The 26105-nt window shown below is 51.1% G+C and carries 17 protein-coding genes; 9 read left to right on the forward strand and 8 right to left on the reverse strand.

The features are described 5' to 3' along the window. Positions 1-189: 189 nt before the first annotated feature. Complete coding sequence (locus BUE76_RS10880) at positions 190-3024, forward strand: alpha/beta hydrolase family protein (protein WP_245798404.1); 2835 nt, start codon at positions 190-192, stop codon at positions 3022-3024. Between the two features lie 157 nt (positions 3025-3181). Here the strand turns inward: BUE76_RS10880 and BUE76_RS10885 are convergent, their stop codons facing one another. Further along, positions 3182-3898: a hypothetical protein gene (locus BUE76_RS10885; protein WP_073046105.1), complete on the reverse strand. Its 717-nt coding sequence runs from the start codon at positions 3896-3898 to the stop codon at positions 3182-3184. Between the two features lie 87 nt (positions 3899-3985). On the opposite strand from BUE76_RS10885, the gene BUE76_RS10890 reads away from it, so the two are divergent. Next, a complete protein-coding gene (locus BUE76_RS10890) occupies positions 3986-4477 on the forward strand; it encodes a SixA phosphatase family protein (protein ID WP_073046108.1) in 492 nt (163 codons plus the stop codon). A gap of 312 nt (positions 4478-4789) precedes the next feature. Here the strand turns inward: BUE76_RS10890 and BUE76_RS10895 are convergent, their stop codons facing one another. Together BUE76_RS10895 and BUE76_RS10900 are read right to left on the reverse strand one after the other, a co-directional pair. Next, on the reverse strand, positions 4790-6193 hold the full coding sequence (locus BUE76_RS10895) for a dihydrolipoamide acetyltransferase family protein (RefSeq protein ID WP_073046111.1): 1404 nt from the start codon (positions 6191-6193) through the stop codon (positions 4790-4792). A 281-nt stretch (positions 6194-6474) separates the two neighbouring features. Beyond that, a complete protein-coding gene (locus tag BUE76_RS10900) occupies positions 6475-7728 on the reverse strand; it encodes a competence/damage-inducible protein A (protein ID WP_073046114.1) in 1254 nt (417 codons plus the stop codon). A gap of 50 nt (positions 7729-7778) precedes the next feature. Between BUE76_RS10900 and dacB the strand changes: the two genes are divergently transcribed. Both dacB and BUE76_RS10910 read left to right on the forward strand, forming a co-directional pair. Then, positions 7779-9152, forward strand: a complete 1374-nt coding sequence (gene dacB / locus BUE76_RS10905; RefSeq protein ID WP_073046117.1) for a D-alanyl-D-alanine carboxypeptidase/D-alanyl-D-alanine endopeptidase — start codon at positions 7779-7781, stop codon at positions 9150-9152. 67 nt (positions 9153-9219) lie between these two features. Continuing rightward, entirely contained in the window at positions 9220-9648 is a 429-nt protein-coding gene (locus BUE76_RS10910; protein WP_073046120.1) for a DUF6526 family protein, read from the forward strand. Positions 9649-9836: 188 nt separating this feature from the next. Here the strand turns inward: BUE76_RS10910 and BUE76_RS10915 are convergent, their stop codons facing one another. Next, positions 9837-10247, reverse strand: coding sequence for a DoxX family protein (locus BUE76_RS10915; protein WP_073046122.1), 411 nt, complete (start codon positions 10245-10247; stop codon positions 9837-9839). Positions 10248-10561: 314 nt separating this feature from the next. Here BUE76_RS10915 and BUE76_RS10920 point away from each other — a divergent pair, with 314 nt between their 5' ends. The 4 genes from BUE76_RS10920 (at position 10562) to BUE76_RS10935 (ending at position 17040) form a co-directional block, all read left to right on the forward strand. Further along, entirely contained in the window at positions 10562-13600 is a 3039-nt protein-coding gene (locus BUE76_RS10920) for a tetratricopeptide repeat protein (protein ID WP_073046125.1), read from the forward strand. A gap of 146 nt (positions 13601-13746) precedes the next feature. Next, positions 13747-15381 (forward strand): hypothetical protein, encoded by a 1635-nt coding sequence (locus tag BUE76_RS10925; protein WP_073046128.1) that lies wholly within the window; start codon positions 13747-13749, stop codon positions 15379-15381. Further along, complete coding sequence (locus BUE76_RS10930; protein WP_073046131.1) at positions 15381-16007, forward strand: hypothetical protein; 627 nt, start codon at positions 15381-15383, stop codon at positions 16005-16007. Before BUE76_RS10925 ends, BUE76_RS10930 begins: the two co-directional genes overlap by 1 nt. Positions 16008-16134: 127 nt before the next feature. Beyond that, positions 16135-17040, forward strand: a complete 906-nt coding sequence (locus tag BUE76_RS10935) for a class I SAM-dependent methyltransferase (RefSeq protein ID WP_073046133.1) — start codon at positions 16135-16137, stop codon at positions 17038-17040. A gap of 339 nt (positions 17041-17379) precedes the next feature. Here the strand turns inward: BUE76_RS10935 and BUE76_RS10940 are convergent, their stop codons facing one another. From BUE76_RS10940 to BUE76_RS10950, 3 genes are all read right to left on the reverse strand, one after another. Next, positions 17380-18204, reverse strand: coding sequence for a glutaminyl-peptide cyclotransferase (locus BUE76_RS10940; protein WP_073046136.1), 825 nt, complete (start codon positions 18202-18204; stop codon positions 17380-17382). 123 nt (positions 18205-18327) lie between these two features. Next, entirely contained in the window at positions 18328-22029 is a 3702-nt protein-coding gene (locus BUE76_RS10945) for a DUF4450 domain-containing protein (protein ID WP_083596642.1), read from the reverse strand. Between the two features lie 292 nt (positions 22030-22321). Beyond that, on the reverse strand, positions 22322-23452 hold the full coding sequence (locus BUE76_RS10950) for an NAD(P)/FAD-dependent oxidoreductase (RefSeq protein ID WP_073046138.1): 1131 nt from the start codon (positions 23450-23452) through the stop codon (positions 22322-22324). Between the two features lie 85 nt (positions 23453-23537). Here BUE76_RS10950 and BUE76_RS10955 point away from each other — a divergent pair, with 85 nt between their 5' ends. Continuing rightward, entirely contained in the window at positions 23538-24296 is a 759-nt protein-coding gene (locus BUE76_RS10955) for a DUF4197 domain-containing protein (protein WP_073046141.1), read from the forward strand. Positions 24297-24458: 162 nt separating this feature from the next. Here BUE76_RS10955 and lpdA read toward each other — a convergent pair whose 3' ends face one another. Further along, the gene (lpdA, locus tag BUE76_RS10960; protein ID WP_073046144.1) at positions 24459-25862 is read right to left on the reverse strand and encodes a dihydrolipoyl dehydrogenase; all 1404 of its coding nucleotides are present in this window, start codon (positions 25860-25862) and stop codon (positions 24459-24461) included. Positions 25863-26105: the final 243 nt, after the last annotated feature.

Raw genomic sequence — 26105 nt, forward strand, 5'->3', positions numbered from 1 at the left:
GTACGTCAAAACGCTGCCGCTTTATGACTTCGTACTTTATACTTCGTACTTCCTACTTTGCACTTCCAACTTCGTACTTCCAACTTTGAACTTCCGCCTTTTAACTCCATCCTGGCTTATATTTACTGCCTCACTTTTCTGCACATGAGAAAAATTTTTTGTCTGTTGGCCCTCGTGGGTGCAACAACAATGCACGCTCAAAAGAAGCCGCTCGATCACACCATATATGATGGCTGGCAAAGTATTGGAGAACGCCACCTTTCCGCCGATGGCAAATGGGTGGCCTATGCCGTCAACCCGCAGGAGGGAGATGGCACCCTGTACGTGCAAAGCATTGCCGACAAGCGTATCGTCCGGACGATTCCACGCGGCTATTCCGCTTTGATCAGCGCCGACAGCCGCTACCTGGTTTGCCGCATCAAGCCTTTTTATGCCGATACCCGTGCGGCACGCATCAAAAAGAAAAAGTCGGAAGAAATGCCCAAGGATTCGCTGGCGGTGCTGGCCCTTGGAACCGATAGCCTGGTGAAAAAAGCGGGCATCGCTTCCTACAAAATACCCCAGCAATCGGGGCAGTGGCTGGCTTACCACAAAGCGCAGGTGCCCACCAGGGCTTCGGTAAATACCGCTACGCAAAAAACAGTGGATAGCCTGCAGAAAAAGGTGGATTCGCTGATGCAACTGGTGGTACAGATAAAGCAGGTAAAGGGCGGCAGCGCCGATGGGATGGATGCAGAAGACCCTGCTGATGGTGCCGCCGGCGCCAACACCGGTACCGACCTGGTGCTGCGCAACCTGGCCACAGGCAAGGAGCACACCTTTGCCAATATCGGCGATTATGTATTTGATAAAAAAGGTAACCGCCTACTGATGAAGGCGCTGAAGGCAGCGAAGGATTCAGCAATTGCAAACGCCATAGTGTTGTACGATTTGGCCAAGGATAAGTTGGATACCATCTTAAAGGGTGGTAATGATTTCCGTGGGTTGGCATTAAGCGAAGACGGCGCCAAAGCTGCCTTTGTTGCCGAACGCGACAGCAGCACCAAGGCCTTGCAAAAGTTTTATGGTGTGTACCTCTACCAGCAAGGCATGGACAGTGCCCGCCGCATTGTGTTCAACAACACACCGGGCCTGCCGCAACAGTGGCGGGTGAGCGAACATAGCAATATCACCTTCAGCAAAAGCGGCAACCGCCTGTTTTTTGGTACGGCGCCCATTGCTGCTCCCAAAGACACATCGCTGGCCGAGATCGACCAGGTAAAGCTGGACATCTGGCATTATAACGACGATTACCTGCAATCGCAACAACTGTTTACGTTGCAGCAAGACCTGAAGCGGAACTATACTGCTTTATTTGATATTGCTGCGCAAAAGATGCTGCAACTGGCGGACAAGAACTTTCCGGTGGTACTGCAAACAGGGGATGGTGATGGCCGCTATTTCTTTGTGGCTACGGACACCGGACGCAGGGTGCAGGCACAATGGAGCGGCCGCACCCTCAAAGACCTGTATGCCATTGAACCCACAACCGGCAAGAAGATCCTGCTTGCTACTAAACTCGACGGACAAACTTATGCTTCCACCACGGGTAAGTACATGCTCTGGTACGATGCTGCCAAACGCCAGTATTTCTGCTGGGATGGTACTGCCACCCGCCAGGTATCGAAAGGTATTCCGCACCCGCTTTTTGATGAAGAACACGACACGCCCATCGAGCCCGGTCCTTATGGTGTAATGGGCTGGCACAAGGCTGACAGCTTTGCGTATGTATATGACCGCTATGATGTATGGCGTTTGGATCCCAGTGGAAACTTGCCTGCCAAAAATTTGTTTGGGACTGCATCGGGTCGCAAGCAGGCAATCACCTACCGTTTTGAGCGCACAGATACCACCAACAGGTTTATCTCTTTTGACGAGCCGCTTGTGTTCAGCGCTTTTGACAACAAAACCAAGAAGAAAGGTTTGCGCCTGTTCCAGGGTGGACAGCTGACCGGCAGCGATTTCCTGCAGCCATTCAGTTTGGGATCGCCCATCAAAGCTAAGGATGCCGCAGTGTGGGCTTATACCAAGGAAAGCTTTACCCATGCGCCCAACTTGTTTGTAAGCGAAAACTTGGCAAACGAGCAGCGCCTGTCGGCCACCAACCCGCAACAGGCTCAATACAACTGGGGCACAGCCGAACTGGTGCGTTGGAAAACCTTTGATGGCAAACAAACGGAAGGCATCCTGTACAAACCCGAAGATTTCGACAGCACCAAGCAATACCCCATGATTGCTTATTTCTACGAAAAGCTGTCTGATGGTTTGTATAGCTACAATGCGCCCGCACCCACGCCCAGCCGCCTCAATATTTCTTTTTATGTAAGCCGTGGCTACCTGGTGTTTGCACCCGATATCAGCTATACAAAAGGACAGCCGGCAAAGGATGCTTACAACTACATCGTGAGCGGCGTACAGCATCTGGCCCGCAACAAGTGGGTGGACAAAAAGAACCTTGCGGTTCAGGGGCAAAGCTGGGGTGGCTACCAGGTGCTGGCCCTGTTGGTACAAACCAATATGTTTAAAGCTGCATGGGCGGGTGCGCCGGTTGCCAACATGACATCGGCTTACGGTGGTATCCGTTGGGAGAGTGGTGTAAACCGCCAGTTCCAGTACGAGAAAGGCCAAAGCCGTATTGGGTATACCCTTTGGGAGCGCCCCGATCTCTACCTCCAGAACTCGCCCCTGTTCCAGTTGCCCAAAATCAAAACGCCACTGGTAATTATGAGCAACGACGCCGATGGTGCCGTGCCCTGGTACCAGGGTATTGAGCTCTTTACCGCCATGCGCCGCCTCAACAAACCCGTATGGCTGCTCAACTACAATGGAGAGGCCCACAACCTGGTGGAGCGCAAGAACCGTAAGGATATCCAAATGCGCCAGCAACAATATTTCGACTGGATGCTGAAAGGCGCCCAACCCACTAAGTGGATCACCGATGGTGTGCCTGCGGTAGAGAAAGGAAAGGAGTGGGGGTTGTTGTAGTGTTAGGATTTTAGTTTTTGGTTTTTGGTTTTTGGTTATCCAAAAAGAAACAGGCCTGTTGCAATTGTAACAGGCCTGTTTCTTTTTCTGTAAAATGATCTGCTACAAACTTGCAACAAGAAACTAAAAACTAAAAACCAAAAACCTCAAACCGTTTCTACGCAGCCGTTGAAATATACTTTACCAAACTCCGCTTGGCAACCGGCAGCAATGTTTCTTCCAGGGGAAAACTATATTCGGTTTCGATGCTGTACACGGCAGGGTTGGGCAAGGTGCTGTGATAGCGGATCAACTGCTGCTTGATGCTTTCGTAGGTGCTCGACAAACTGCGGGTTTCGTCCTGGATAAATGCCGTGCGCATGGCCCGGTAACGCTCATCGTGTTTTTCAAATATTGAAAGCCGATAGTGGTACACCCTTGTACGCTGGCTGTTGCCGGCACTTAAAAAGAAGTAACCTTCCTGTATGTCCAACGGCACCAGGCCGATGGGCGTGATGATAATTTTTTCTTCTACAAATTCATACAACTCCGTGCCGCTGGTGATGGTAGACTTCATCCTGCCTTCCGAAAAATGGATGATGTCTTCCAGTTGCTGCATCACTTCATTGTCCTGGATCATTTGTTCGTACAGCAGTTCCAGTCGTTCCAGTTGCACACCGGTGGCTTTTTTGGGAAACTGCTCCTGCAAAAAGCGTTTGTTTTCCCGGAAAGCAATCAGGTTGTTGTAATGAAAAATAAGATCGCTGAGTTGCGGGTATAATTTGTTTTCATTGAAACATGCCGACACCTGCTGCAGGTAAGCCAGCAGGGTATATTTTTTTAATTCGAAGTCGATAAAGCCTTCTGCAAACCAGGTTTCCGATAATTGTTTCATAGTGCCAATGTTTGATTCCTAATTTACTAAAAATCTGCGGGGACTATTCTGGCATCATTCTTCCTTACCTTGCTGCAAATTCGTTTTATGGTAAGAACTGTGTTAGCGCTTGCGGTATTGTTTGCTTCCTGTAAAACCACCTCTTTTTACGTGGTGCGCCATGCCGAAAAGGAAGCTGCCCCAGCCAACGATATGATGACAACTGATGTGCCATTATCTGCTGCAGGGCAGGAGCGTGCGGTGGCGCTCCGCGATCAGCTCAAAGACAAGGGCATCGGTACTATTTATTCCACACCTACCAACCGCACCACGGGTACTGTAAGGCCGCTGAGTGCCGCCACAGGTGTGGCCATACAGTTGTACAATCCGCAGGACCCGATTTTTATCAAGAACTTGGTACGGCACAAGGGTGCACCGGTACTGGTAGTTGGCCATTCCAATACCGTGGATGACATGGTGAATACCCTCACGGGTAAAAGCCTTTTGCAGGACCTGCCCGATAACCAATATGGTGATTTGTTCCTCGTGAAAGTGCGGGGGAAAAAGACGGAGTTGGTGAAGGAGCGGTACGGAAGGTAGGTGTTTGGTGTTTGGTAAAACGTTTAAGGCGAGAAGGAAAACCTGAACCCGCGGTTAGCTGTCATGCCGAACTTGTTTCGGCATCTCCCTCTACTATTGTAAACTCCGATTTCAGCGGGGATGCCGAAACAAGTTCGGCATGACAGAGTCTAACGACATATAGTTTCCTTTCATTATTCGAACGAATGATGCACCAATAAACTCACCAACAATAAATCATACCCATACAAAAGCCCGGATCACTCCGGGCTTTTGTTATTTAGGTGCACTGACTTTGAACTAAAAACTAAAAACTAAAAACTTATAACTATCCTACCATTCCCTTGCAGGATTGAAGTTTTCCAACTCCTTGCCGACGGCGGTCAGGAAGGTGGCACCCAGGCTACCGTCCACTATGCGGTGGTCGTAGCTCATGCTCAGGTACATCATGTGGCGGATGGCAATGGCGTCGCCATGGGGTGTTTCAATGACCACGGGGCGTTTTTTGATGGCGCCAACAGCCACAATGGCTACCTGCGGCTGGTTGATGATGGGCGTTCCCATCAGCGAACCGAATGTGCCCACATTGGTCATGGTAAACGTGCCGTCGGCGATGTCTTCGGGCTTCAGCTTATTGTTGCGTGCCGCCTCGGCAAGACCATTTACCTGTTTTGCTAATCCAGTCAGGTTCAGCTGGTCGGCATTGCGGATAACAGGCACAATGAGGTTGCCGGTGGGCAGGGCAGTGGCCATGCCGATATTGATGTCCTTCTTCACAACTATATTATTACCATCGAGTGAAGAGTTGATCAGGGGAAACTTTTTAATGCAACGAACAATGGCCTCGATAAACAGCGGCGTGAAGGTGATCTTGGTGCCTTCGCGACGCTCGAAATCATTTTTCACACGGTCGCGCCACTGTACCAGGTTGGTAACATCGGCTTCGGTAAAAGAAGTGACATGGGGGCTGGTGGATTTGCTGCGTACCATGTGATCGGCAATAAGGCGGCGCATCCGGTCCATTTCGATGATCTCTACATTACCGCTGTAGCTGGCTGCTTTTTGCACCCCAGTTTCGGGTTGTGCTTTGGGCTGCTCCATTACCACCGCGGGTTGAGCCACAGGTTGGGGTGCAGGCTGTGGCTTGGGGGCCGGCTGCGGCGCAGGGGCTGCCTGTGCAACAGGAGCGGCCTGCTGTGCAGGTGCTGTGCCGCCTTTTCGGTTGTGCACGTATTGCAGTATATCTTTCTTCGTTACACGGCCTTCATTGCCCGTACCGGGAATGCGCTCCAGTTCGCTCATGGGCACGCCTTCCTGTGCTGCGATGTTGAGCACCAGGGGCGAATAAAAACGGTTGGTGCCGGCTGCGGAAGCAGGGGGAGGCACGGAACCATGCATGGGTACATAAGGTACTTCCACACCTGCCAGTTCATCTTCATCGGGCTGTGCTTGTACAGGTGCTGGCGCAGGTGCCGTGGCCCGAACGGGTTCGGCGGCACCGGTACGTACCCGGGCAATGATACTGCCAATGGGCACTACATCATTTACCTGGAACAATAATTCTTCAATAACGCCTTCAGCGGTGGAGGGCACTTCGCTGTCTACCTTGTCGGTAGCAATGTCCAGCACGGTTTCATCCATCCGGACTGCATCGCCGGGCGACTTGTGCCATTTCAGAATGGTGGCTTCCATTATGCTTTCGCCCATCTTCGGCATCACCAGGTCTACTAGTGCCATAATCTGTGTTGTTTATAAGTAAGCAATCGTTAACGGGTAAAGTCATTGCCAGCAAAGGCAATGACGCTGTTCCTCAAAATATAGCGGGGCAAAAATAAGCAATGGGGGTTATATCCTCCCTGCCTTACGTAATAGATGGATTTGGCCGGGCAAACCCTGATAGCTTTCAAAAAAGCAACAGGTTTTCTTGAATGCTGTTTAAAAAATAAACCTATAAGGTCTTTAAGACCTTATAGGTTTTGCACAAAAGCGAGAGGCCGCAAAACCTTGAAGGTTTGAACTTAGGCGGTTTCCACCACCAACTGCCGCAGCATGTTCAATGCATTGACTGCGGTTAATTCAATGTTGCGTTTGCGGTCGAACCGGAACTGGAATTTGCGGGTGCGCACTTCCTGGCGGTTGGCTACGGCTATCCAAACGGTACCAACGGGCTTGTCGGCTGTGCCGCCGTCCGGGCCCATGATACCTGAAGTGGCAATGGCATAATCAGTTCCTACCTGCTGCTGCACACCCCGGGCCATCTGGGTTACGGTTGCTTCACTTACCGCGCCAACCGTTGCCAGCGTTTCGGCAGGTACACCCAGCAAACCTTCTTTCACCGAATTGGCATAGCTGATCACGCTGCCCTGGTATACTGCCGAAGAGCCCGGAATTGCCGTGATGAGGTGCGCCAGGTAACCTCCGGTGCAGCTTTCTGCTGTAGCAACTGTTTTGCCTTTTTCTTTCAGCAGGTTGAGCACCGCTTCCTGCAGCGGGATATCTTCGGCTACAACCAGCCACTGCTGCACCAGTTGTTGCAGCGCGCTGAACTGCTGTTCCAATACAGGCGCTACTTCCGTTTCGGTACTTCCTTTTGCTGTCAGCCGGAGTTTTACCATGCCATAGGAAGGCAGGTACGCAAGCTTGACATTGTTGGGTAACTGTGCTTCAAATTGTAACAGGATTTCTGCCACCTCGCTTTCGCCTTTGCCTGCCGTTAACAGCGAGCGATGAAGAATCACGGGCAGTTCAAATGTTGTTTTGAGTTTCGGCAAAACACTGCTCTGCATCAACCCGATCATTTCGTGGGGCACACCCGGAAGCGATATATAAACGGTTCCTTCTTTTTCAAACCACATACCCGGTGCCGTGCCACGCAGGTTGGGCAGCACTACACAGGTATCCGGCACTTCGGCCTGTTTGCGGTTGCGGTCGAACATGGGCCGCCCGAGTCTTTCGAAAATCTGCACCACGTTTTGCAAAGCACCCGCATCCACGATCATCGTACCGCCAAAATAATCGCACAGCGTAGGTTTGGTGATATCATCTGCCGTTGGACCAAGCCCGCCGGTGATGATGACCACCTGTGCCTGCCTGCTTTCGGCAGCCAGTGAATCCAGTATTTCCTGCCTGCCATCGCCAATGGCTACCCTGCGTTTTACCCAGATGCCAATCTTGTTCAGTTCCTGTGCGATGTAGGCGCTGTTGGTATCGATGGTCTGGCCGATCAACAGTTCATCGCCAATGGTTATAATGGATGCAAATACTTCTTTCATGGGTTGTTGTTTGCAGTATGGCTAATTTTAGCGCAATGTACCTAATGCGTATGAAAAGAATTTTTGTGTTGTGTTTGTGCCTGTTGTGTGTTATAACAAGCTTCGGGCAAAATGTTTCGGAGCGGTTGGCAACAGCGTTCAACCAGTTCCTTTCCGATGCACAGTTGAAGCAGGCCATGGCTTCACTGTATGTAGCCGATGCTGCCAGCGGAGCGATGGTTTTTGCCCGCAACGAACAGTTCGGGCTGGCACCGGCTTCCACCCAGAAGGTCCTGACCAGTGTTACGGCCTATTCCCTGTTGGGACGGGACTTCAGGTACCAGACTCATTTCGGACTGTTGACAAATGGCGGATCAGCGCAACTCTTTATCCTGCCTTCGGGCGATCCTACTTTGGGCAGCTGGCGTTGGCCAAACAACAGTGAAGGCGCCGTGCTGAAAAGATTGGCAGCTGCAGTGGGTAAAACCGGTACGGGAAAATTAGGACCCTTGCTCATTTATAATAAAGGATGGGGCGAAGAAGCCATTCCCAACGGGTGGATATGGGAAGATGTAGGCAATTATTTTGGTGCCGGTGCTTTTCCCCTCAACTGGCGCGAGAACCAGTATGATCTATTCCTGCGTTCGGGCAATGCCATCGGCACACCGGCCACCATTGTAGGCAGCGAGCCCAAGTTGTATGACCTCACCATCAACTCACGGGTAAGCGCAGCCGAAAAGGGGAGCGGCGATCAAACCCTGATTTACCTGCCGGTGCTCAGCCGCGAAGGCGTGATCAGGGGGACCATACCTGCAGGCGAGCAGCGCTTTAAAGTTTCAGGTGCCATGCCCAACCCGGTACACCAATTTGCCGAATCCCTGAAGGCCGAACTGGGTGCTTCCGTTTCGCCGGATGCGCCTGCTTTGCTCCTGGAAGAAAAGGGCACACAAGCAGGCATCCTGCATACGGAAGTTTCGCCTTCAATGGATAGCATTGTTTACTGGTTGAACCAAAAAAGCATCAACCTGTATGCGGAGGCACTGGTGAAAACGATGGCGCAACAAGGCGGCAAACCTGCAGCCACAGAAGCTGGTATTGACCTGATAAAGCAATTCTGGAAAACAAAAGGCATTGCCGAAACAGAGTTGAATATCCAGGATGGTTCCGGGCTTTCGCCCCAAAACAGGGTAACAACAAAGGCGCAAACAACGGTATTGCTTTATGCCAAGAAACAACCCTGGTACCAGGGTTTATACCAATCCTTGCCTACTTACAATGGGATGAAGATGAAAAGCGGTACTATTGGTGGCGTTAAAGGTTTTACCGGATATCATACCAGCAAAGCCGGTATCACCTATGCTTTTTCATTTTTGGTAAACAATTATAATGGTACTTCTTCGGCACTGGTGCAAAAGATGTACAAAGTGCTGGATGAACTCAAATAAGTTTTTTAAATCATTTCAAAACGTGTAGCAGTTGTCTGCATCCACTCAATCAAACAAACAGCAAAACATGGCAGCACAAAATTTTAAAAACCACCGCCAGATTGTACCCAGTTTTCATTTGCTCACCGGCTTACCGCTTGGGGCCCTGGTGTTTGGCGCTATACGCAACCTGTTCACCACATCTGCCGATAACTTGTATGAAGCTTCGCTAATTGCACTTGCATCCCTGATACTGTTTAGCCTTTATGCACATTCCCGGCTTTTTGCGCTTAAAGCACAGGACCGGGCCATCCGAGCCGAAGAGAGCCTGCGTTATTTTCAACTCACCGGCAGGCGCTTCGATTCGCGTTTAAGCACCAGCCAGATCATTGCCCTGCGTTTTGCTTCCGATGAAGAGTTGCCAGTATTGGCGCAGGAAGCTGCCGAACGAAATCTTTCCAATAAAGAAATTAAGCAGCAGATTAAGAATTGGCGGGCGGATACGTACAGGGTTTAAAGCCTAGCGTTCACCCCATCCCACCCCCTGTCCCCCAGAAGGGGGAACTTAGGTCAAACTTAACTACCAACAATAGCGCCCCTCCGAATGAAAGGGGCGCTATTGTTTATCCATCTTCGATTAAACGTAATTCGATTTGCCCTGAAGCATTCCGGCCTAAGTTCCCCCTTTTAGGGGGACAGGGGGTTTTACTTCCCAATAAACTTATCCAAACTCGCACTTCCCGGCCCGGCAAAAAGGATAGCGATATATGCGGAAAGATATAATGCTGCCATTTCGCCTTCGCCAAACAACTGTCCTTTGTGTGCATAGAAAAGCGCAATGCCCATGGCTATAATCAGGGGAAGTACCGCCAGGCGGGTAAAGAGTCCGAGGATGATAAATACGGAACAAAAGAATTCGGCAAAGACCACCATCGAAAGGGATGTGGTGGAGCCTACACCAAAGGGATCGGCAAAGCGGCCCGACTTCTCGGCAAAGTGCATCAGTTTGTCGAGGCCATGGTTTACCAACATCAAAAAGCCTACACCCAGCCGCAATACCAGCATGGCAAAGGAAAATGCGCCATCAGAAACACGGGTGCTGAATAGTTTTTTCATAGTATGTGATTTGGAGGGGCAATGATAGGGAAAGTTCCGGTTGAAAGTGCATTGGATGGTGCGCCGGCGGCATTTAGGAATGGATAAATCCACCCACAGAACCTAACCCATTGGCAGCAAGCAGCAGGGAGTAGTTTTCAACAATTTTGCCCAAACGTTGCACGCTGGCATTTCTGCTTGTAATCACAAAGAACAGCTTGCTTTGCAACAAGTTCATCTGCCACCAACTTGTTAAAACGCTTTGGCTTGTTTTGGCCCGCCTTATAATAATACCAATATTTGAGTCGTTTTACCCGCAACGGCTAAAGGATTATATGAAGCGATATTATTTGCCTATAACACTAAGCTTGCTGTTTTCCGTATCTCAGGCACAGCAAACTTTTACCCATAGAGACCCGCAAGCACGTTTTCTGCTGGCCAAGGAGCTGATGCAGAAAGAGCAATACGTGCTGGCCTACCCCATACTCAAAGAACTGCAGCAACAGCAGGGCGAAGCCACCCGTGCCGAACACCCCGTGCAGGCGCAGGAGGTAGATTATTACACCCTGGTGTGTGCGCTGAAGCAAAACGAACCAGCCGCTGAAAGCCTGGCGCAGCAATACATTGGCGCCACCCGCAACAATGCGAGGGTGCAGCAACTCAATTTTCACTTGGCTGAATACTATTTCCGCAAACAGCAGTTCGCAACCGCCCTGCCTTACTATGAAGCAGGCGGTATCGACAACCTGAGCAACCGCGAAATAGCCGATGCCAAGTTTCACCAGGGCTATGGCTACTTCACCCTACAGCAGTTCGACAAAGCCAAACCCCTGCTCAACAGCATCCGCCAGGTGAAGGAGGATCCCAACTATGTGGACGCGAATTATTATTATGGTTTTATCGCCTTCCGCGACAGGCAATATGCCGATGCCTTGGAAAGTTTTCGTGTAGTGGAAAACAATCCTGCCTACGAGTCGGTGGTGCCTTATTATATCGCACAGATCTATTATGTGCAGGGCCGCAAGGATGAAGCGCTCGATTATGCCCAGCGTAAATTAAAAGAGGGCAAGGCACAGTTCTACGACCTGGAATTGAAGCAATTGCTAGGTCATGCACTGTTTGAGAAAAAGCAATATGCACAGGCAACGCCTTACCTGCAGGATTATGTTACCCGCAGCAAAAAGGTTCGCCGCGAAGACCTGTACGAGCTTTCTTATGCCTATTATCAAACAGCACAATATCCCAAGGCCATCGACGGTTTCAAGCAACTGAGTGGTAAGGAAGATTCGCTTTCACTCCATGCCATGTACCTGTTGGGTGATGCCTACCTGAAAACAGGGCAGAAGGCCAATGCCCGCAGTGCCTTCCTGTTTGGTTCGGCCAACAACGGTGATGCCCAGCAAAGGGAGATATCCCGGTTCAACTACGCCAAGCTCTCTTACGAGCTGGGTTACCAGGACGAAGCCCTGCGCAGCCTGGAAGCTTTCATTACCGATTATCCTGCTTCCGACTACCGCGAGGAGGCCACCGACCTGCTGGTGGGGGCACTCACCAATACCAGCAACTACCGCCAGGCCCTGGCGCTGATCGAAGGCATGAAATATCCTTCGCAGAATGCCCGCAGGCTGTATCCCCGTATCCTGTACGGCCGCGCCACCGAACTGATTAACGATGGTCAGCTGGTGCAGGCAGAGGAGCTGCTGGACAAAGCCTTTAAAGATGCCAACAATGCAGCCGTGTTGCCCTTTATAAACTTCTGGAAAGGCGAGCTGGCTTTCCGCTCCGACAGGCTGGATGATGCCATCCGGTTTTACAATGCCTACCTGCAGGGCGGTGCACCGGTAAATGGTGAGGTAAATCCCAACAATGCCAAATACAACTTGGGATACGCCTACTACCGCAAACAGAACTACCCGGTAGCGCAAACCTTTTTTGAGCCTTTGGCAAAGAATGTATCGCTCAACTCCGACCCGGTAACACAGGACGCCTATGTGCGTACGGCGGATGCCTATTACATGAACCGCAATTACAGCCAGGCACGCGGCATGTACGATAATGTGATCCGGTACTCGTGGCCGCAGGAAGATTATGCTACCTACCAAAAGGCGATGATCTCGGGTATCAACAGCAGCAATGAAAAGATCAGCAACCTGAATACCCTGGTGCGCAAGTTTCCTGCCTCACCGCTGGTGATGGATGCCACCATGGAAATAGCCAATACCTATTTGGCAGAAGAGCAGTACCGCGAAGCCATTCCCTACCTGCAAACGGTAGCCAAGGCAGGCGGTAACAGCAGCCTGAAGCCACAGGCTTACCTGAAACAGGGTATTGCACAATACAACCTCAATAACAACAACGATGCGATTGCCAACTACCGCAGGGTGATCAGCGATTACCCCAACTCGCCCGAGGCGGAAACCGCATTGGACAACCTGAAAGCGGTATACGTGGAAACGGGCCGCCCCGATGAATATGCTACAGTGATGCGCGAAGCTGGCAAGCCGCTATCGGTAAGTGCAGAAGACTCGCTCACCTTTGCTGCCGCCGAACTGAAATATGAAGGCGGCAATGCAGACCTCGCACTGCAGGCACTGGACAACTACCTCCAGCGATTTGCCAGTGGCGCCTACACTACCAACGCGCAGTATTACCGTGCCGAAATATTTGGCACCCGCAAGGATTGGAAAAATGCGCTTACAGCTTACAGCTATGTTGCCGAAAGGGCACCCAATATCTTCGCCGACCGTGCGGTGTTGCAGGCTGCACGCATTGCTTTTTTTGAGCTCAAAGACTATCCGCAGGCCGAGCGTTTTTATACGCAGTTGAAAGGCATCACTGCCACACAGGAAGGCAGGCTGGAAGCCATGCGCGGGCTGTTGCGCAGCCAGTTCCTGCAAAAGAAATGGAACGAAGCTGTAGAAAATGCCAAAGAACTGCTGGCGCAAAAAAGCGCTTCTGCCGAAGACAAAGCCCTGGCGGCCATGGCCATTGGTAAAGCCGCACAGGTGAAAGGAACCATTGATGAAGCCATTGCCAACTTCAAAACCGTGGTGTCGCTGAACAAGGCCGCATTAGGTGCAGAAGCCCGCTACGAAATCGCCAACAGCTATTTCGGTATCAACAGGCTGGAAGACGCAGAGAAGGCCGCTTTTGAAGTGATCAACAAAGCGGGTTCTTACGAGTTTTGGGTTACCCGCTCTTATATCCTGTTGGGTGATATTTACTGGAAGCAAAAGGATTATTTCAATGCTAAGGCCACCTTCCAGAGCATTGTAGATAATAGCCTGAATGCAGAACTAAAGGCTGAAGCCCAGGACAAACTGGCCAAGGTAACCGCCGAAGAAGCACAGGGCAGTAAAGTAGCCACCAACTGATTTTTAACCGAGATTTTTTGAACCACGAAGACACAAAGACAGAAGGGATATACGAAGGAGAACTGAATTGATCAACAGAATGATTGTATGCCTTTGTGCTTCTTTGTCGCTTTGCGTCTTCGTGGTTTTGCCAAATAGTTTCCCAAATGAACAAGAACTTTTTAATCGCCGGAGCCCTTTTGCTGACAGTTGGTGCGGCTGCACAAGACAGCACCAAAAAGCGGGAAGTGAATGTAACGTCCACTTTTAAGCCGGAGCTGAAAGAGGCCGCCAAGATCAAGTTCAACGCAGCGCCGCCTGTTGCCGATACCAGCCGGCCACGTTTGAATTATGCCATTCCCAATCAGAACCTGAACCTGGCTTTCCTGCCCGGTTCGCTCAAACCCATGGCGCTGACGGTGGATACCGGCGGCCGTTTTGCCATGGCCAATTATATCAAGGCTGGCTTTGGCAACCTGAGTACGCCTTTCCTGCAGGCGGGCATCTCGCTGGGTGACGGTAAAACAAATGGCGTCAACTTTTACGGCAAGCATGTTTCTTCCAAAGGGAAGATCCCGTACCAGAAGTTTGGCTATACCGATTTTGATGTGGCCGGTTTTTTCCAGAACAGCAGTAATGGTGAATGGAGCGGCCGCCTGGGTACCGTGCTGGAGCGCTACAATAAATACGGCTTCCAGCCCGATACCCTGAAGTTCCCGGAAGATTCCATTAAAGTGCAGTACCGCACCGTTCGCGGCCGTATTGCCTATCGCAACCTGTCGCCTACCGCATGGGGCCTGCTGTATGCTCCAGAGTTGAAAGTGGATGTGTTCAGCGATGGCTTGAGCAATACCGAAAGCAATACCTGGCTGCATGTGCCGGTAAGTAAGATTTTCACCGAACAGTTCTCCGCAAAAGTGGCGCTTGAAGCCAGCCTGGGCAGGTATAAGCCCGAGAACAGGGATGCCATTGCCAACAACTATTTCCTGCTGGCACCCTCATTGATTTTTCAGAAAAATGGCGTGGTGATCAATGCCGGTGTAAAACCCAGCTGGGATAATGGCAGCTTCCACCTGCTGCCCAATATCCATGCTGAATTTGGAACGGCCCAAAAAACGGTAGCCGTACAGGCCGGCTGGATCGGCAGCTACCGCAATTCGGGCTACCAGTACCTGGCTGGTTTCAACCCCTGGATCTGGGCACCTGATAGTGTGTATAATACCCGCATCACCGATGCTTATGCCGGTGCAAAAGGCTCCATCGGCAGTCATTTTACCTATGGCGTTTGCATCGGTTCGGCGAAGCTGCACAACCAGCCGCTTTTTGTAAACGATACCGCTTCGGGTAAGTCGTTCCGCGTTACCAACGAATCATCTCTGAACAATACCTATATCAGCGGTGAGATGGGTTATACCTATGGCGAGCGTGTTTCTTTTAATTCCTCTTTGCGCATCAACCGATTTTCCAAACTGGAAGAGCATGATAAAGCTTTTGGTTTGCTTCCACTTGAGTTCACCAGCCGCCTGCGCATACAGGTGATGAAAGATCTGTATGTTACCAGCGACCTGTTTGCGTTTGATGGTGCCCGCTACCTGACCAAGGGTGGCGACGACCGCACCCAGAAGGGCGCCGTTGACCTGAGTGCCGGTATGGAGTTTGGCGTGGCCAAAAACATCAAAGTATGGGCACAATTCAATAATATCTTCAACAAACAATACCAGCGTTGGAACCAATATCCGGTTTATGGCCTCAACTTTCTGGGCGGCGTTGTATTTTCGCTGGCTCAAAACAGCAATAAATAGTGTTTCAACAATTACAGGACTATCTGTTTCAGTATAAAACCGTGGCTATTCCGGGGGTGGGCACCTTCGAAGTGATTGACCGGCCCGCCAGCCTCGATGTAGCCAACCAATTGCTGCTTCCGCCATCCTATGCAATCCAGTTCAGCCGCCAGGCAGCAGTGCCGCGGCACCAACTGCAGGCTTTAGCAGCCGGCTTCGACAACAATGCCGAATCTGCTGAAGCTGCCTTGTCACAATTTGGAACAACCCTGCAGCAACAGCTGCAACAAGCCCCACTTGCCTGGCAGGGTGTGGGTGCTTTGGAATGGAGTGGCAGCCAGGTACAGTTTGTGCCCACAACGGTTGATGGCATGCTGTCGGCTGTACCTGCTCAACGGGTACTGCGCGAAAATGTAACGCATACGGTGCTGGTAGGCGAGCAGGAAATGCGCTACACCGCCGATGAATACGAAGCTACCTTGCAGCAGGACAAGCCCCGCGACTGGTTCCTCATCATCGGCTGGATCATTGCCCTTGTATCCATTCTTTTTCTTCTTTATCATTTCTATCTCAATAACTGGGCACCGCATGCTTCCGGCCTTCGGCAGAAACCGGCAGTAAGCGAGATGCCGGTGCAATACAAATAGTTTGTGGTTTTTAGTTTTTGGTTTCTGGTTGGTAGCATTTTCTAATATGCCTTATGACCAACTTTAGCGGGTGCCTCAACTAAAAACTAAAAACCAAAAACTAAAAACCTTTTATTTTTCAGCCGCTATGAACGGAACAGTGCACTATACAGTTTGCCCGGTATGCGGCAGCAAGGAGATCAATCCTTTGCATGCCGTAAAAGATTATACGGTAAGCGGAAAGGAATTTGTGATCTGGCAGTGCGGCCAGTGCACCCTGCGTTTTACACAGGACGTTCCGGATGCTGCCAGCATTGGTCCTTACTATAAAGCAGAAGATTATATTTCGCATACCGATGAAAGCAAGGGACTACTCACCACTTTATACAAAAGGGTAAGGGCATATACCCTTGGGCAAAAGGCCGACCTGATTAAAAGGGAAACCGGGATAGAAACGGGGCATATGCTGGATGTAGGCTGTGGTACCGGCGCCTTTCTGAATGCTATGAAAACAGCAGGCTGGCAGGTGAGCGGCGTGGAGCCCGACAGCGATGCCCGCAACATGGCCCGTAAACTCTATGGGCTTGAAGTATCGGCACCGGAGGCATTGGCTCAGTTTGCACCTGCTTCTTTTGATGCTATTACGCTTTGGCATGTGCTGGAGCATGTACACGAACTGCATCCCTACATGGAGCAATTGAAAACACTGCTCAAGCCCAATGGCCGCATCTTTATTGCCGTACCCAATTATCGTTCGGTTGATGCCGATGTATACCGCCTGCAGTGGGCTGCCTATGATGTACCCAGGCACCTGTATCATTTTACGCCAAAAGCTATTGAAACCCTGTTGCAGCAACATGGCTTGCAGCTGGCTGCACAAAAGCCCATGTGGTTCGATTCATTTTATATCAGCCTGCTTAGCTCCAAGTACCGCAATGGCAAGAAGCCCAGTTGGCTGCATGCAGGTATCACAGGCTTGCGTTCCAACCTTACTGCGCTAGCACAACCTGATAGGTGCAGTTCGTTAATTTATGTTATGGAAAAGGTCAAATGACTTGTTCACGTTGCAGGCTGCTGATTGCACGATGCAGGTACTGGAGCTAACGGGAATATTGAAAACAAGTCACTTCAAGATGGCATTTTTAGCCCACGGTTTCAACCGTGGGTAAGCAGCAGGCATCGATCCAAATTCAAACCGTTTCAACGGTTTCTATAATAGCTTGGTGCATGTTTGGTATCAAAGACCATTCGTAAATGGTGAGAAGAAATAAAGCAAAGGCCCGCAAAGAATCAACTTTGCGGGCCTTTGAATTTTATTGAAAGTATCTAAATCATTTAAGCTTTCGCTGGTGCCTTGATGGCTTGCAGCTTGTAGCTAAAAGCTTGCAGCGCTTTAATGCTGGAACTGCACTTCATACAACTCGGGCCATAGCTTGCCTGTGATGTAGATTTTCTTCGTGCTGTCATCATAAGCAATGCCATTGAGGGTTGCTTCCGTGCCGGTATCATGGTTCGGAATTTTTGCCTGCACCCGGCTTACGAGTTCTGAGAAATCGAGTTGTGCTTCCACGATGCCGCTGTTGGGATCGATCTTCAGGATATAAGGTGTTTGCCAGCGGTTGGCATAGATAAACCCGTTGATGAATTCCAGTTCGTTCAGGAAGTTGATGGGCATCTGGTCCATGGTTACACCTTGGGTGCGCAGCAGCCTAAAGGTAGATGGTTCGTAATAATACAGGTTGCTGCTGCCATCGCTTACAATCAGGTTCTTGCCATCGTTGGCAATGCCCCAGCCTTCTGTATTGATCGGAAATTCTTTCACCTTCTTCATGTCCTTGGCGGTATAGGCCAGCACCACCTTGTTTTGCCAGGTAAGCTGGTACACGGTGTCGTTGAGCACCGTTACGCCTTCGCCAAATAAGTCTGCAGCCAGGTTTTGTGCCGATACGGGCTGGCCGCTTTTCAGGTCCACCTGCATTAGTTTCGACTTGCCCAGGTTGCCGGTACCTTCATACAGGTGCCCATTGTAAAAATCAAGGCCCTGGGTAAAAGAAGCGGTATCGTGCGGGTAGGCGGCGGCAATAGAATAGGAGAGGTTCTGTACCGAACTGGAAGGAACAGCGGTGTTGCTGCTATCGGCATTGCTGTCGCTGTTGGAATTACAAGCAGTAAAAATGGTGAGCGCCAGTGCGCCGAGCAGGGCTGATCCTGATTTCATAGGGCAAAAATAGGGGAAGGATGGTGGGTAGCTGAAACCAAACCTATAAGGTTTTTAAAACCTTTTAGGTTTTTGGGGGTACACCTAACAGGATTCCAAAACCTGTTAGGTGTAATAAAAGCATCAGTCCACACGATTTAGCGTTACTGCCATCAGGCCGATTACCACATCGTTGGCTACTGTTTTCAGGGTCAGGCTTTGCAGGATTTTGGTGCCATCCAGTGGCAGGTCCAGCACGGTAGCCGCCCCACCGGGAATCTTTTGTCCATTGTACTGTGCCTTTGAGGTTTTCCCATCTACCACATTTCCCGTAGCCAGGTGCACCCGGATGGGCCTGGCCTGCTTCAGGCGGAAGGCAAAGCCATCAGTATAGTAATCCTGTTCGATTGGCCACCAGGTTTCCGGGTTGCGCAGCACAAGGCTGTCCTTTGTACCGTCTGTATAGTGTACTTCCACGATGCCATTGGCCAGCTGGCTTTGCATGGGATTGGTGGAGCCGGCCATCAACAGCCAGGCATGTGTAGCCCTTCCAGATAGAGGAATGGTTTGCTCTTTGGGGTAGTTGTCCCATTGGGAGGTAAACAGGATATTGTTGACGCCGGCTTGCCCGGGTGTACGAAACCGGATGCCTTGCGGCAACAGGATTTCACCGGCTGGGCCTGCCAGTTTGCGCAAGCCGCTATCAGCTACCTCAAAACTTTCGTGCGGGTGCGGCCAGTCGCCAATGCCCTGCCAGGGGAGTTGCAAAGTGGTTGCTAATGGTCTTGGGGACAGGTATTTGTTTTTAAAGATCTGCCTCACCCGGTCGTTGAAGTGTGCGCCGAGATCAACAGGTTCCTGTTTGCCCGAAAACCTGCCTTTCCAGTATATCCAATGCAGGGTTTGCACCTTCCCGGGTGCAGTGGTGATGATCACCTTATTGGTACCCGGCAACAGTGCGCCTTCCGGTACAGTGATGATGTCTGAAACTTTGCCTGCTTCCACCTGGACTTCAGTGCGGAACGTATTGACGCTTACTTGCGCAGTTGTAGCTACACCAATATTGTTTTGTAAACGGAAAGCAGGACTGTTTTCCTCTTGGCCATTTACTGCAAGCAATTGCCATGGCGTGCTGATGATAAAACAGATGGGCAGCCACCAGGAAAGCTGGCCCTGGCTGATTTGGGCAAATACGGTGTAATTGCCTGTAGCCCCTTTGATTGCAGCTGAGAAACCGGATGACCTAACCTCCGTATTTCCAAGCGCTCCCTGGGGATCATACACCTGTAAAACCCTGGCTTCGGAGAAGGCCTGTTTTAACACCTGGCCTTGCACATAGGTCTGCTCTTTGGTGCTCGATGCTGGTTTTGCACCCTGCCACACAATGGTGATATCGTACCTGTTCGCATAGGGCGCTTGCACCTGGATTTGAAGTTTGCCTACGGCATCGGCAAGATTCTTCCAGTTGGCAGGCCGGCCATTTACCAAAACCTGTTGCACCTGCCTCTGTGCTTTTACCTGCAGTACCAGTGATGGTTCAAAAGGAAGTGCCGGTTGAATAGTGTATTGGTCCCTGTTGCCCCTTCTTTTAAAATCGAAAGCAATATCCGGCGTGGAAAAAGAGGCAAAGTTCCATGCTGCCGGTATGCCGGGCCTGATGGTTAGCGTATTATCCAAGGCATTGGGTACAATGCCAAACAAGCCTTCCACAAGTGCCCTCGAGAACATGCCCACCGGGTCGGCAAAGTCGCGGTAAGCTTCACCGCGGGCCGCATCAAAGCGGGATATCTGTACAATATTGCCGGGACTGCCACCGAGGTACATCGATTGGAGTACTTCACTTTTAAACAGCTTAAATGCTTCGTCGGTGCGGCCGGCCTGCCAGTTGGCCAGTGCCAGGTGCATCGACTCTGCAATGGCCACATTGTTCAGCGACCACATATAAGGCATCCAACTGGTGGTGGCAATGGTGTAATAGCCGCCATCATCCAGGCCTTTTGCCCGGATGGGAATATGCGGTATTTCCTTGTCTACATAACGCAGTTGCTGGTAAGCCTGGAAGGGCGTGGGCACTTCCGAATCAATACTATGGTAGATGGTCCAGATGCCCGGCGCCGGGTGGAGCAGCCTGTTGCCGAGGCGGTCCTGGAACTCGGCAAAGCGCCCCTTTTCAGGCAACCACAAAACCTGGTTCATGGCCTTCAATATTTTTTCTGCCTGCCGTTGGTAAGGAGTAGGGTCTTCGCCCAACAGCGTTGCAATCTTTGCTGCCTGTTTAAACCCCAGGTAGTTGTAGGCCGATGTATGGGTAACATCGCCGCCGCTGTATTGCAGGGCATCGCTGGCCCAGATGGCGGCATAAGCATCGTACAGCCCATTGCTGTCCACATCAAAATTGCGGGTTTCCCAGTCCAGGTGCCTTTTGATCACCGGCCAGGTCTGCCGCATAAAGGCTGTATCGCCGGTCCAGGCAAAATGCCGGAACAGTTGGTCGATAAACACGAGGTTCATATCGTAGTGGTGTGGCCTGGGGTTGGCGCCGTTGGGGTCCCGATTGATATAGCCGCTGGTGAACATACCGATGCCGGTCTTTTCGGTACTGCGTGCCAGGTGCATGGCCGTATCGGGCAGGATGGGGCCGGAGGGCGGGCTGGTAAACTGCGACTGTGCATAGGCGCCCAGGTGGGTCTTTGCCCGGTCGTGCCATCCCAGCACATCGGCGGTATAGGCACCGCGCCAGCCTGGTAGCCGCATGCGCCAACCAATAGAGCCGTGCATATAAGTAGGCGCATCCCATATGGCATCTGAAGCCACCGCCAGAGCACCACCAATGGTATTGATAAAAGGATCAGGCGTATTGACCTTGATGCGGCTGGCCAGTTCTTTTCGTACAAATTCGGCCCTAGTGAAAACTGAAGCAAGATCCTTATACAACAGGGGCTGCCGGGTAGCAGGATTGTAAATGGAAAAGTAATGGGTCGACTTGTTTGCAGCCTTTAGTTTGCCAGCTAAAACAGGGGCATTTTCAGATGTGGATTGCCACAGGTTGGCGGGAGCAGCAAGGTGCTTTGCATCAGAAAGTTTGAGCTCCGATGCAGGTGCAAAAACCCCTTCCAGAAATTGCTCTTTGGCGGGCTTTGCAGGCTGTTTTGCATCTTCAACAAAATACCTTCCATCGGGGCCGGACACCAGCCCTGTACCATAGGAAAGATGGAAACTTCCTTCCCTGATGGTAAACTTATTGTCCTTGCAGTTTTCCGGTTTCAGGTAAAAACTGGATTCCGGATCGGGACCCATATCACCGTCCCTGGAAAATTTCTTACCGGTGGCGCCGCCAAATGCCCAGAAGAACTCGGCTGGCTCATGCAGGTTTGTAAAATGCGTTTGGATGATACATCCTTCTGCATCGGCCAAGGCCAATATGGTTAATTGCAAGCTGCCTTTTCCCAGCAATCTATCCTTGATGGTGTATAGCCTTGCTCCGGGGCGGTATCTTGCAATGATGGTATCTGCTTCGGTAAGCCATTTTGTTTTGCCACCGACCCCAATACCGAACTTGAGGTTGCCACCCATGCCGGGCATATAAAAGGCAAACTCGGGGCGGTCGCCGGTTTCAACCCTGAAGGCAGTATGGGTGCCATAAAGCGCCCTTGTAAACTGCCTGTTGCCATTGGTGATAACAAAGTCCTGCCCGTCGGGTTTATACCTTAATTCCAATTGTTGGTCGTGCCATGTTTTGCTGGAAAGTTGTATTGGATAGGCTTCTTGCGCCTTACTGGCGAAGGCAGAAAGGAGCAGGAGGGAAGCTGCGGCAATTTTGGGAAAGGCAATCCGGTAATTGATCATGTGGCAAGCGGAGATAAGCTTTAAAAATATTGCTTGCTGCGGGGGCATTGTCCTGTACTATCCCGAGGAGCGTGCAGGGTTGGTTTTACGCGGAGGACGCAGAGGAGCAGAGGGCGCAGGGGGGTAGTTATAATACCAGTTAGCTTTTGATGATGACCATTTTAGCCTACGGTTTCAACCGTGGGTTTAGCAGCATCATCATTAAGCGCCAAACCGTTTCAACGGTTTGATAACAGCTTATTTGGTAGGATAAGTAGTAAAAAGCTTCACCTCTAATGTAAGGAAAGACAGTTTAATCCAGCATTTCCTTGGCCACCTGTTGGGCCACTACCGGTGCCAGTGCCACGCCCATCCCGCTCATGCGCACGGCTGTATACACACCCGGTGCCGCCTCGCCAATAATGGGCATTTTTTCAGAACCCATGGCCATGATGCCACTCCACCGGTCGGTGATGGTATAGCGGCCCTGGTGGTTGGGTAAGATGACATCCGCGAGGTAGGTTTCCAAAGCTTCCTGGATGGTATTGCTGGTGTCGAACTGGTGGGTGCGCTCGCCTTCAAAATCCCTATTGCGGGCACCGCCAAGCAGCACCCGGTTGCCCAGGTTGCGGAAATAATAATATCCTTCTTCTGAATGGAAAGTGCCTTCAAAAGGCAGGTTGTCGATTGGAGAAGTTAAGATCACCTGGCCGCGGGCCGGCATTATATCTGCCTCGGGTAGCAGTTCTTTTGCAAAAGCATTGGTGCATAATAATAGTTGGCTACAGCTAAAATCAAGACCTTGCCCGGTTGACAGGTGTATGGTATTACCACTATAACTGTAATCCATAACCGAAATGCCATTGAGCACCTGTACGCCCATTCCCTGTACCTCGTACAGCAGGGCCTGGAGCAGTTTGCCTGAGTGCAGGCATCCTTCAAATTTGTTTTTCACCAGTTGTGTCGTTTGCCCGAAGCCAAACTCAGGAATGCGGTCGTTGGCTGTGCGGAAGGTCTTTTTGCTACCGGTAATATCAGCCAGCAGGGAATTGATATAACCCATATTGGCCCGCAGTTCTTCCGGGTCCGTACCATGTGGATATAACTCGTATCCGCCTGTAAGCGCGAAGTCAATCTTTTCGGCCTTAAAAAATTTCTGTATTCTTTCCAATCCTTTGAACCGCATGGCTACCAGTTCCAGCATTTTGTCGGTACCCATCAGGTGTCCGTCGTGTACCAGTTCGCTGAGGCTGCCAAAACAGGCAAAGCCGGCATTGCGGGTGCTGGCACCTGTCGGGATCAGGCCACGCTCCAGGATGGTAATCCGCAAGAGCGGTTGCTTGCGCTTGAGTTGAAATGCACTCCACAGGCCTACAAAGCCGCTGCCGATGATGATGATGTCTTGTGGTGCAAAAAAGGTTTCTTTTTCCCAGATGCTGATCATGGTGGAAGGGTTATGGCGCCAAGTTAAATGGATTTAACCTGCTGTTTGGTATTGGCCGGTTAAATTTGGAACATCGATACCTACTATGCAAAAACATTGGATACCCCTGCTGGCTGCTACCATGTTCGCTTCGGCTATACATGCCCAAACCATCCCAAACGTATTTAGAAAGAATGGCAAAAACGACAGTGCCGCCACACAGGTGAAGCTGCCCAATATATTTGGGAAAGGCAAAGCCGGTACTAACCTGAGTGCTACCGAAGTGAGTGCTGGCCTTAAGGAAGCGTTGACCATTGGTGCGCAAAGAGCCACTGGCAAGCTTTCGGTTGCTGATGGTTTTTTCCGGGATGCCGCACTGAAAATCCTGATGCCTCCGGAGGCTAAGAAGCTGGAAAGCACCCTGCGCAGCATGGGCATGAATCGGCAGGTAGATGCTGCCATCCTGGCCATGAACCGTGCTGCTGAAGATGCTGCGGGCAGTGCCTCCAAAATCTTTGTGGATGCGGTTAAGGGAATGACCATCCAGGATGCGCTGGGCATTCTTCGGGGTGGTGATAATGCTGCCACCAATTTTTTAAAAGATAAAACAACGGCATCCCTGGTTTCGGCTTTTCAACCCGTGATTGGCGAGTCGTTGAAAAAGGTAGATGCCACGCGTCATTGGACTACCATCACTACGGCATACAATACCGTGAGCCGCGAAAAGGTCAATACGGACCTGACCGGCTATGTTACGGAAAAAGCCCTGGCTGGTATTTTCTTGCAACTGTCGCAGGAGGAACAATCCATCCGTAAAGATCCGGCAGCGCGGACAACGGAGTTGTTGAAGAAGGTTTTTCAATAGTACCCCCTGTCCCACTAAAGGGGGTACTTAGGTCGGAGTGCTTGTTCATTCCACCAGAAATTTTAGTTGATAAGAATAAAATAAAAGCGCCCCTCTGTTCAGGAGGGGCGCTGTGCTAATAGAAATGTTTGACCTAAGTCTCCCCTTTAGGGGGACAGGGGGTTACAGGTGAATCGCCTCACCGTAAGCCACTTCGATGGCATCCTTGATGCTCTCGGAAATGGTGGGGTGGGGGTGGATGGCGTTGAGCACCTCGTGGTAGGTGGTTTCCAGCTTGCGGGCAACTACGCTCTCAGCGATCATCTCGGTAACGTTGTACCCGATCATGTGGGTACCCAGCCACTCGCCGTACTTGGCGTCGAAGATCACTTTTACAAAACCTTCGGTGTGACCGGCAGCAGAAGCCTTACCCGAAGCGCTTAGGGGGAATTTACCCACCTTGATCTCATAACCCAGGTCGCGTGCCTGCTTCTCGCTCATACCCACTGATGCGATCTCGGGTGAGCAATAGGTACAGCCGGGTACGTTGCCGTAATCCAGTGCTTCGGGCTGATGGTTGTATTTCTTCTCGTTGTAACCAATGTTCTCCACGCAGATGATGGCTTCTTTGGAAGCAACGTGTGCCAGCGCCTGGCCGGGAACCGCATCGCCAATGGCGTATACACCGGGCAGGTTGGTTTGGTAAAACTTGTCAACGATGATCTTTCCTTTTTCGAACTTGATACCCAGCTCTTCGAGGCCGATGCCTTCGAGGTTGCTTTGTACGCCTACAGCGCTCAGCAGCACGTCGGCTTCCAGCACCACCTCACCTTGAGCGGTCTTCACGGTGGCTTTTACGCCGGCACCGGAAGTGTCCACCTTGGTTACTTCGGCATTGGTCATGATTTCGATACCCTGCTTCTTGAAGCTCTTTTCCAGTTCTTTGGAGATGTCTTCATCTTCAACAGGCACGATGCGGGGCATGAACTCAACGATGGTCACCTTGGTGCCCATGCTGTTGTAGAAGTAGGAAAACTCCACGCCGATGGCGCCGGAGCCTACCACGATCATGCTCTTGGGTTGGGTGGGCAGTACCATGGCCTCGCGGTAGCCAATGATCTTTTGGCCATCGATGGGCATGGTGGGCAGCTGGCGGGCACGGCCACCGGTGGCCAGGATGATGTGCTTGCCTTCAACGGTTTGCTTGGAACCATCGGCAGCGGTAACTTCTACCTTGCCCTTGGCTACTACTTTACCAAAGCCCATCACCACGTCAATCTTATTCTTGCGCATCAGGAACTGAACGCCCTTGCTCATCTTGTCGGCTACACCACGGCTGCGTTTTACCACGGCGCCAAAGTCGTGCTGACCCTGTGCCTGGATACCGAAATCCTGGGCGTGCTTGATATATTCCATTACGGTTGCGCTCTTCAGCAGGGCCTTGGTAGGGATACAACCCCAGTTGAGGCACACACCGCCGAGGCTTTCCTTTTCAATAACGGCGGTTTTAAATCCGAGCTGTGCTGCGCGGATGGCAGCCACGTAGCCACCGGGTCCGCTTCCGATTACAACGACATCGTAAGCCATGATTATTAGTTGTTTTTGATGTTCGATTTTTTCGCGTGGCGAAGCTACTTGAAATGGGGCAAAGTGCAAAAGAGACGAGTTTGGAGTTAGGGGTTGGGAGTTTGGGGTTGGGAGTTTGTGGTTTTTGGTTTTTTGTTTTTGGTTATGGGCTCCGGGGTGAGGAGGGGTAAGCTGCACCCAGCGGCTGTCCTTTAGACTTGCACTTGTAAATACACAGGAGCTTTAGCCTTTGTTTCAGTACAC

Source organism: Cnuella takakiae (assembly GCF_001953305.1).
GTDB classification, from domain to species: domain Bacteria; phylum Bacteroidota; class Bacteroidia; order Chitinophagales; family Chitinophagaceae; genus Flavisolibacter; species Flavisolibacter takakiae.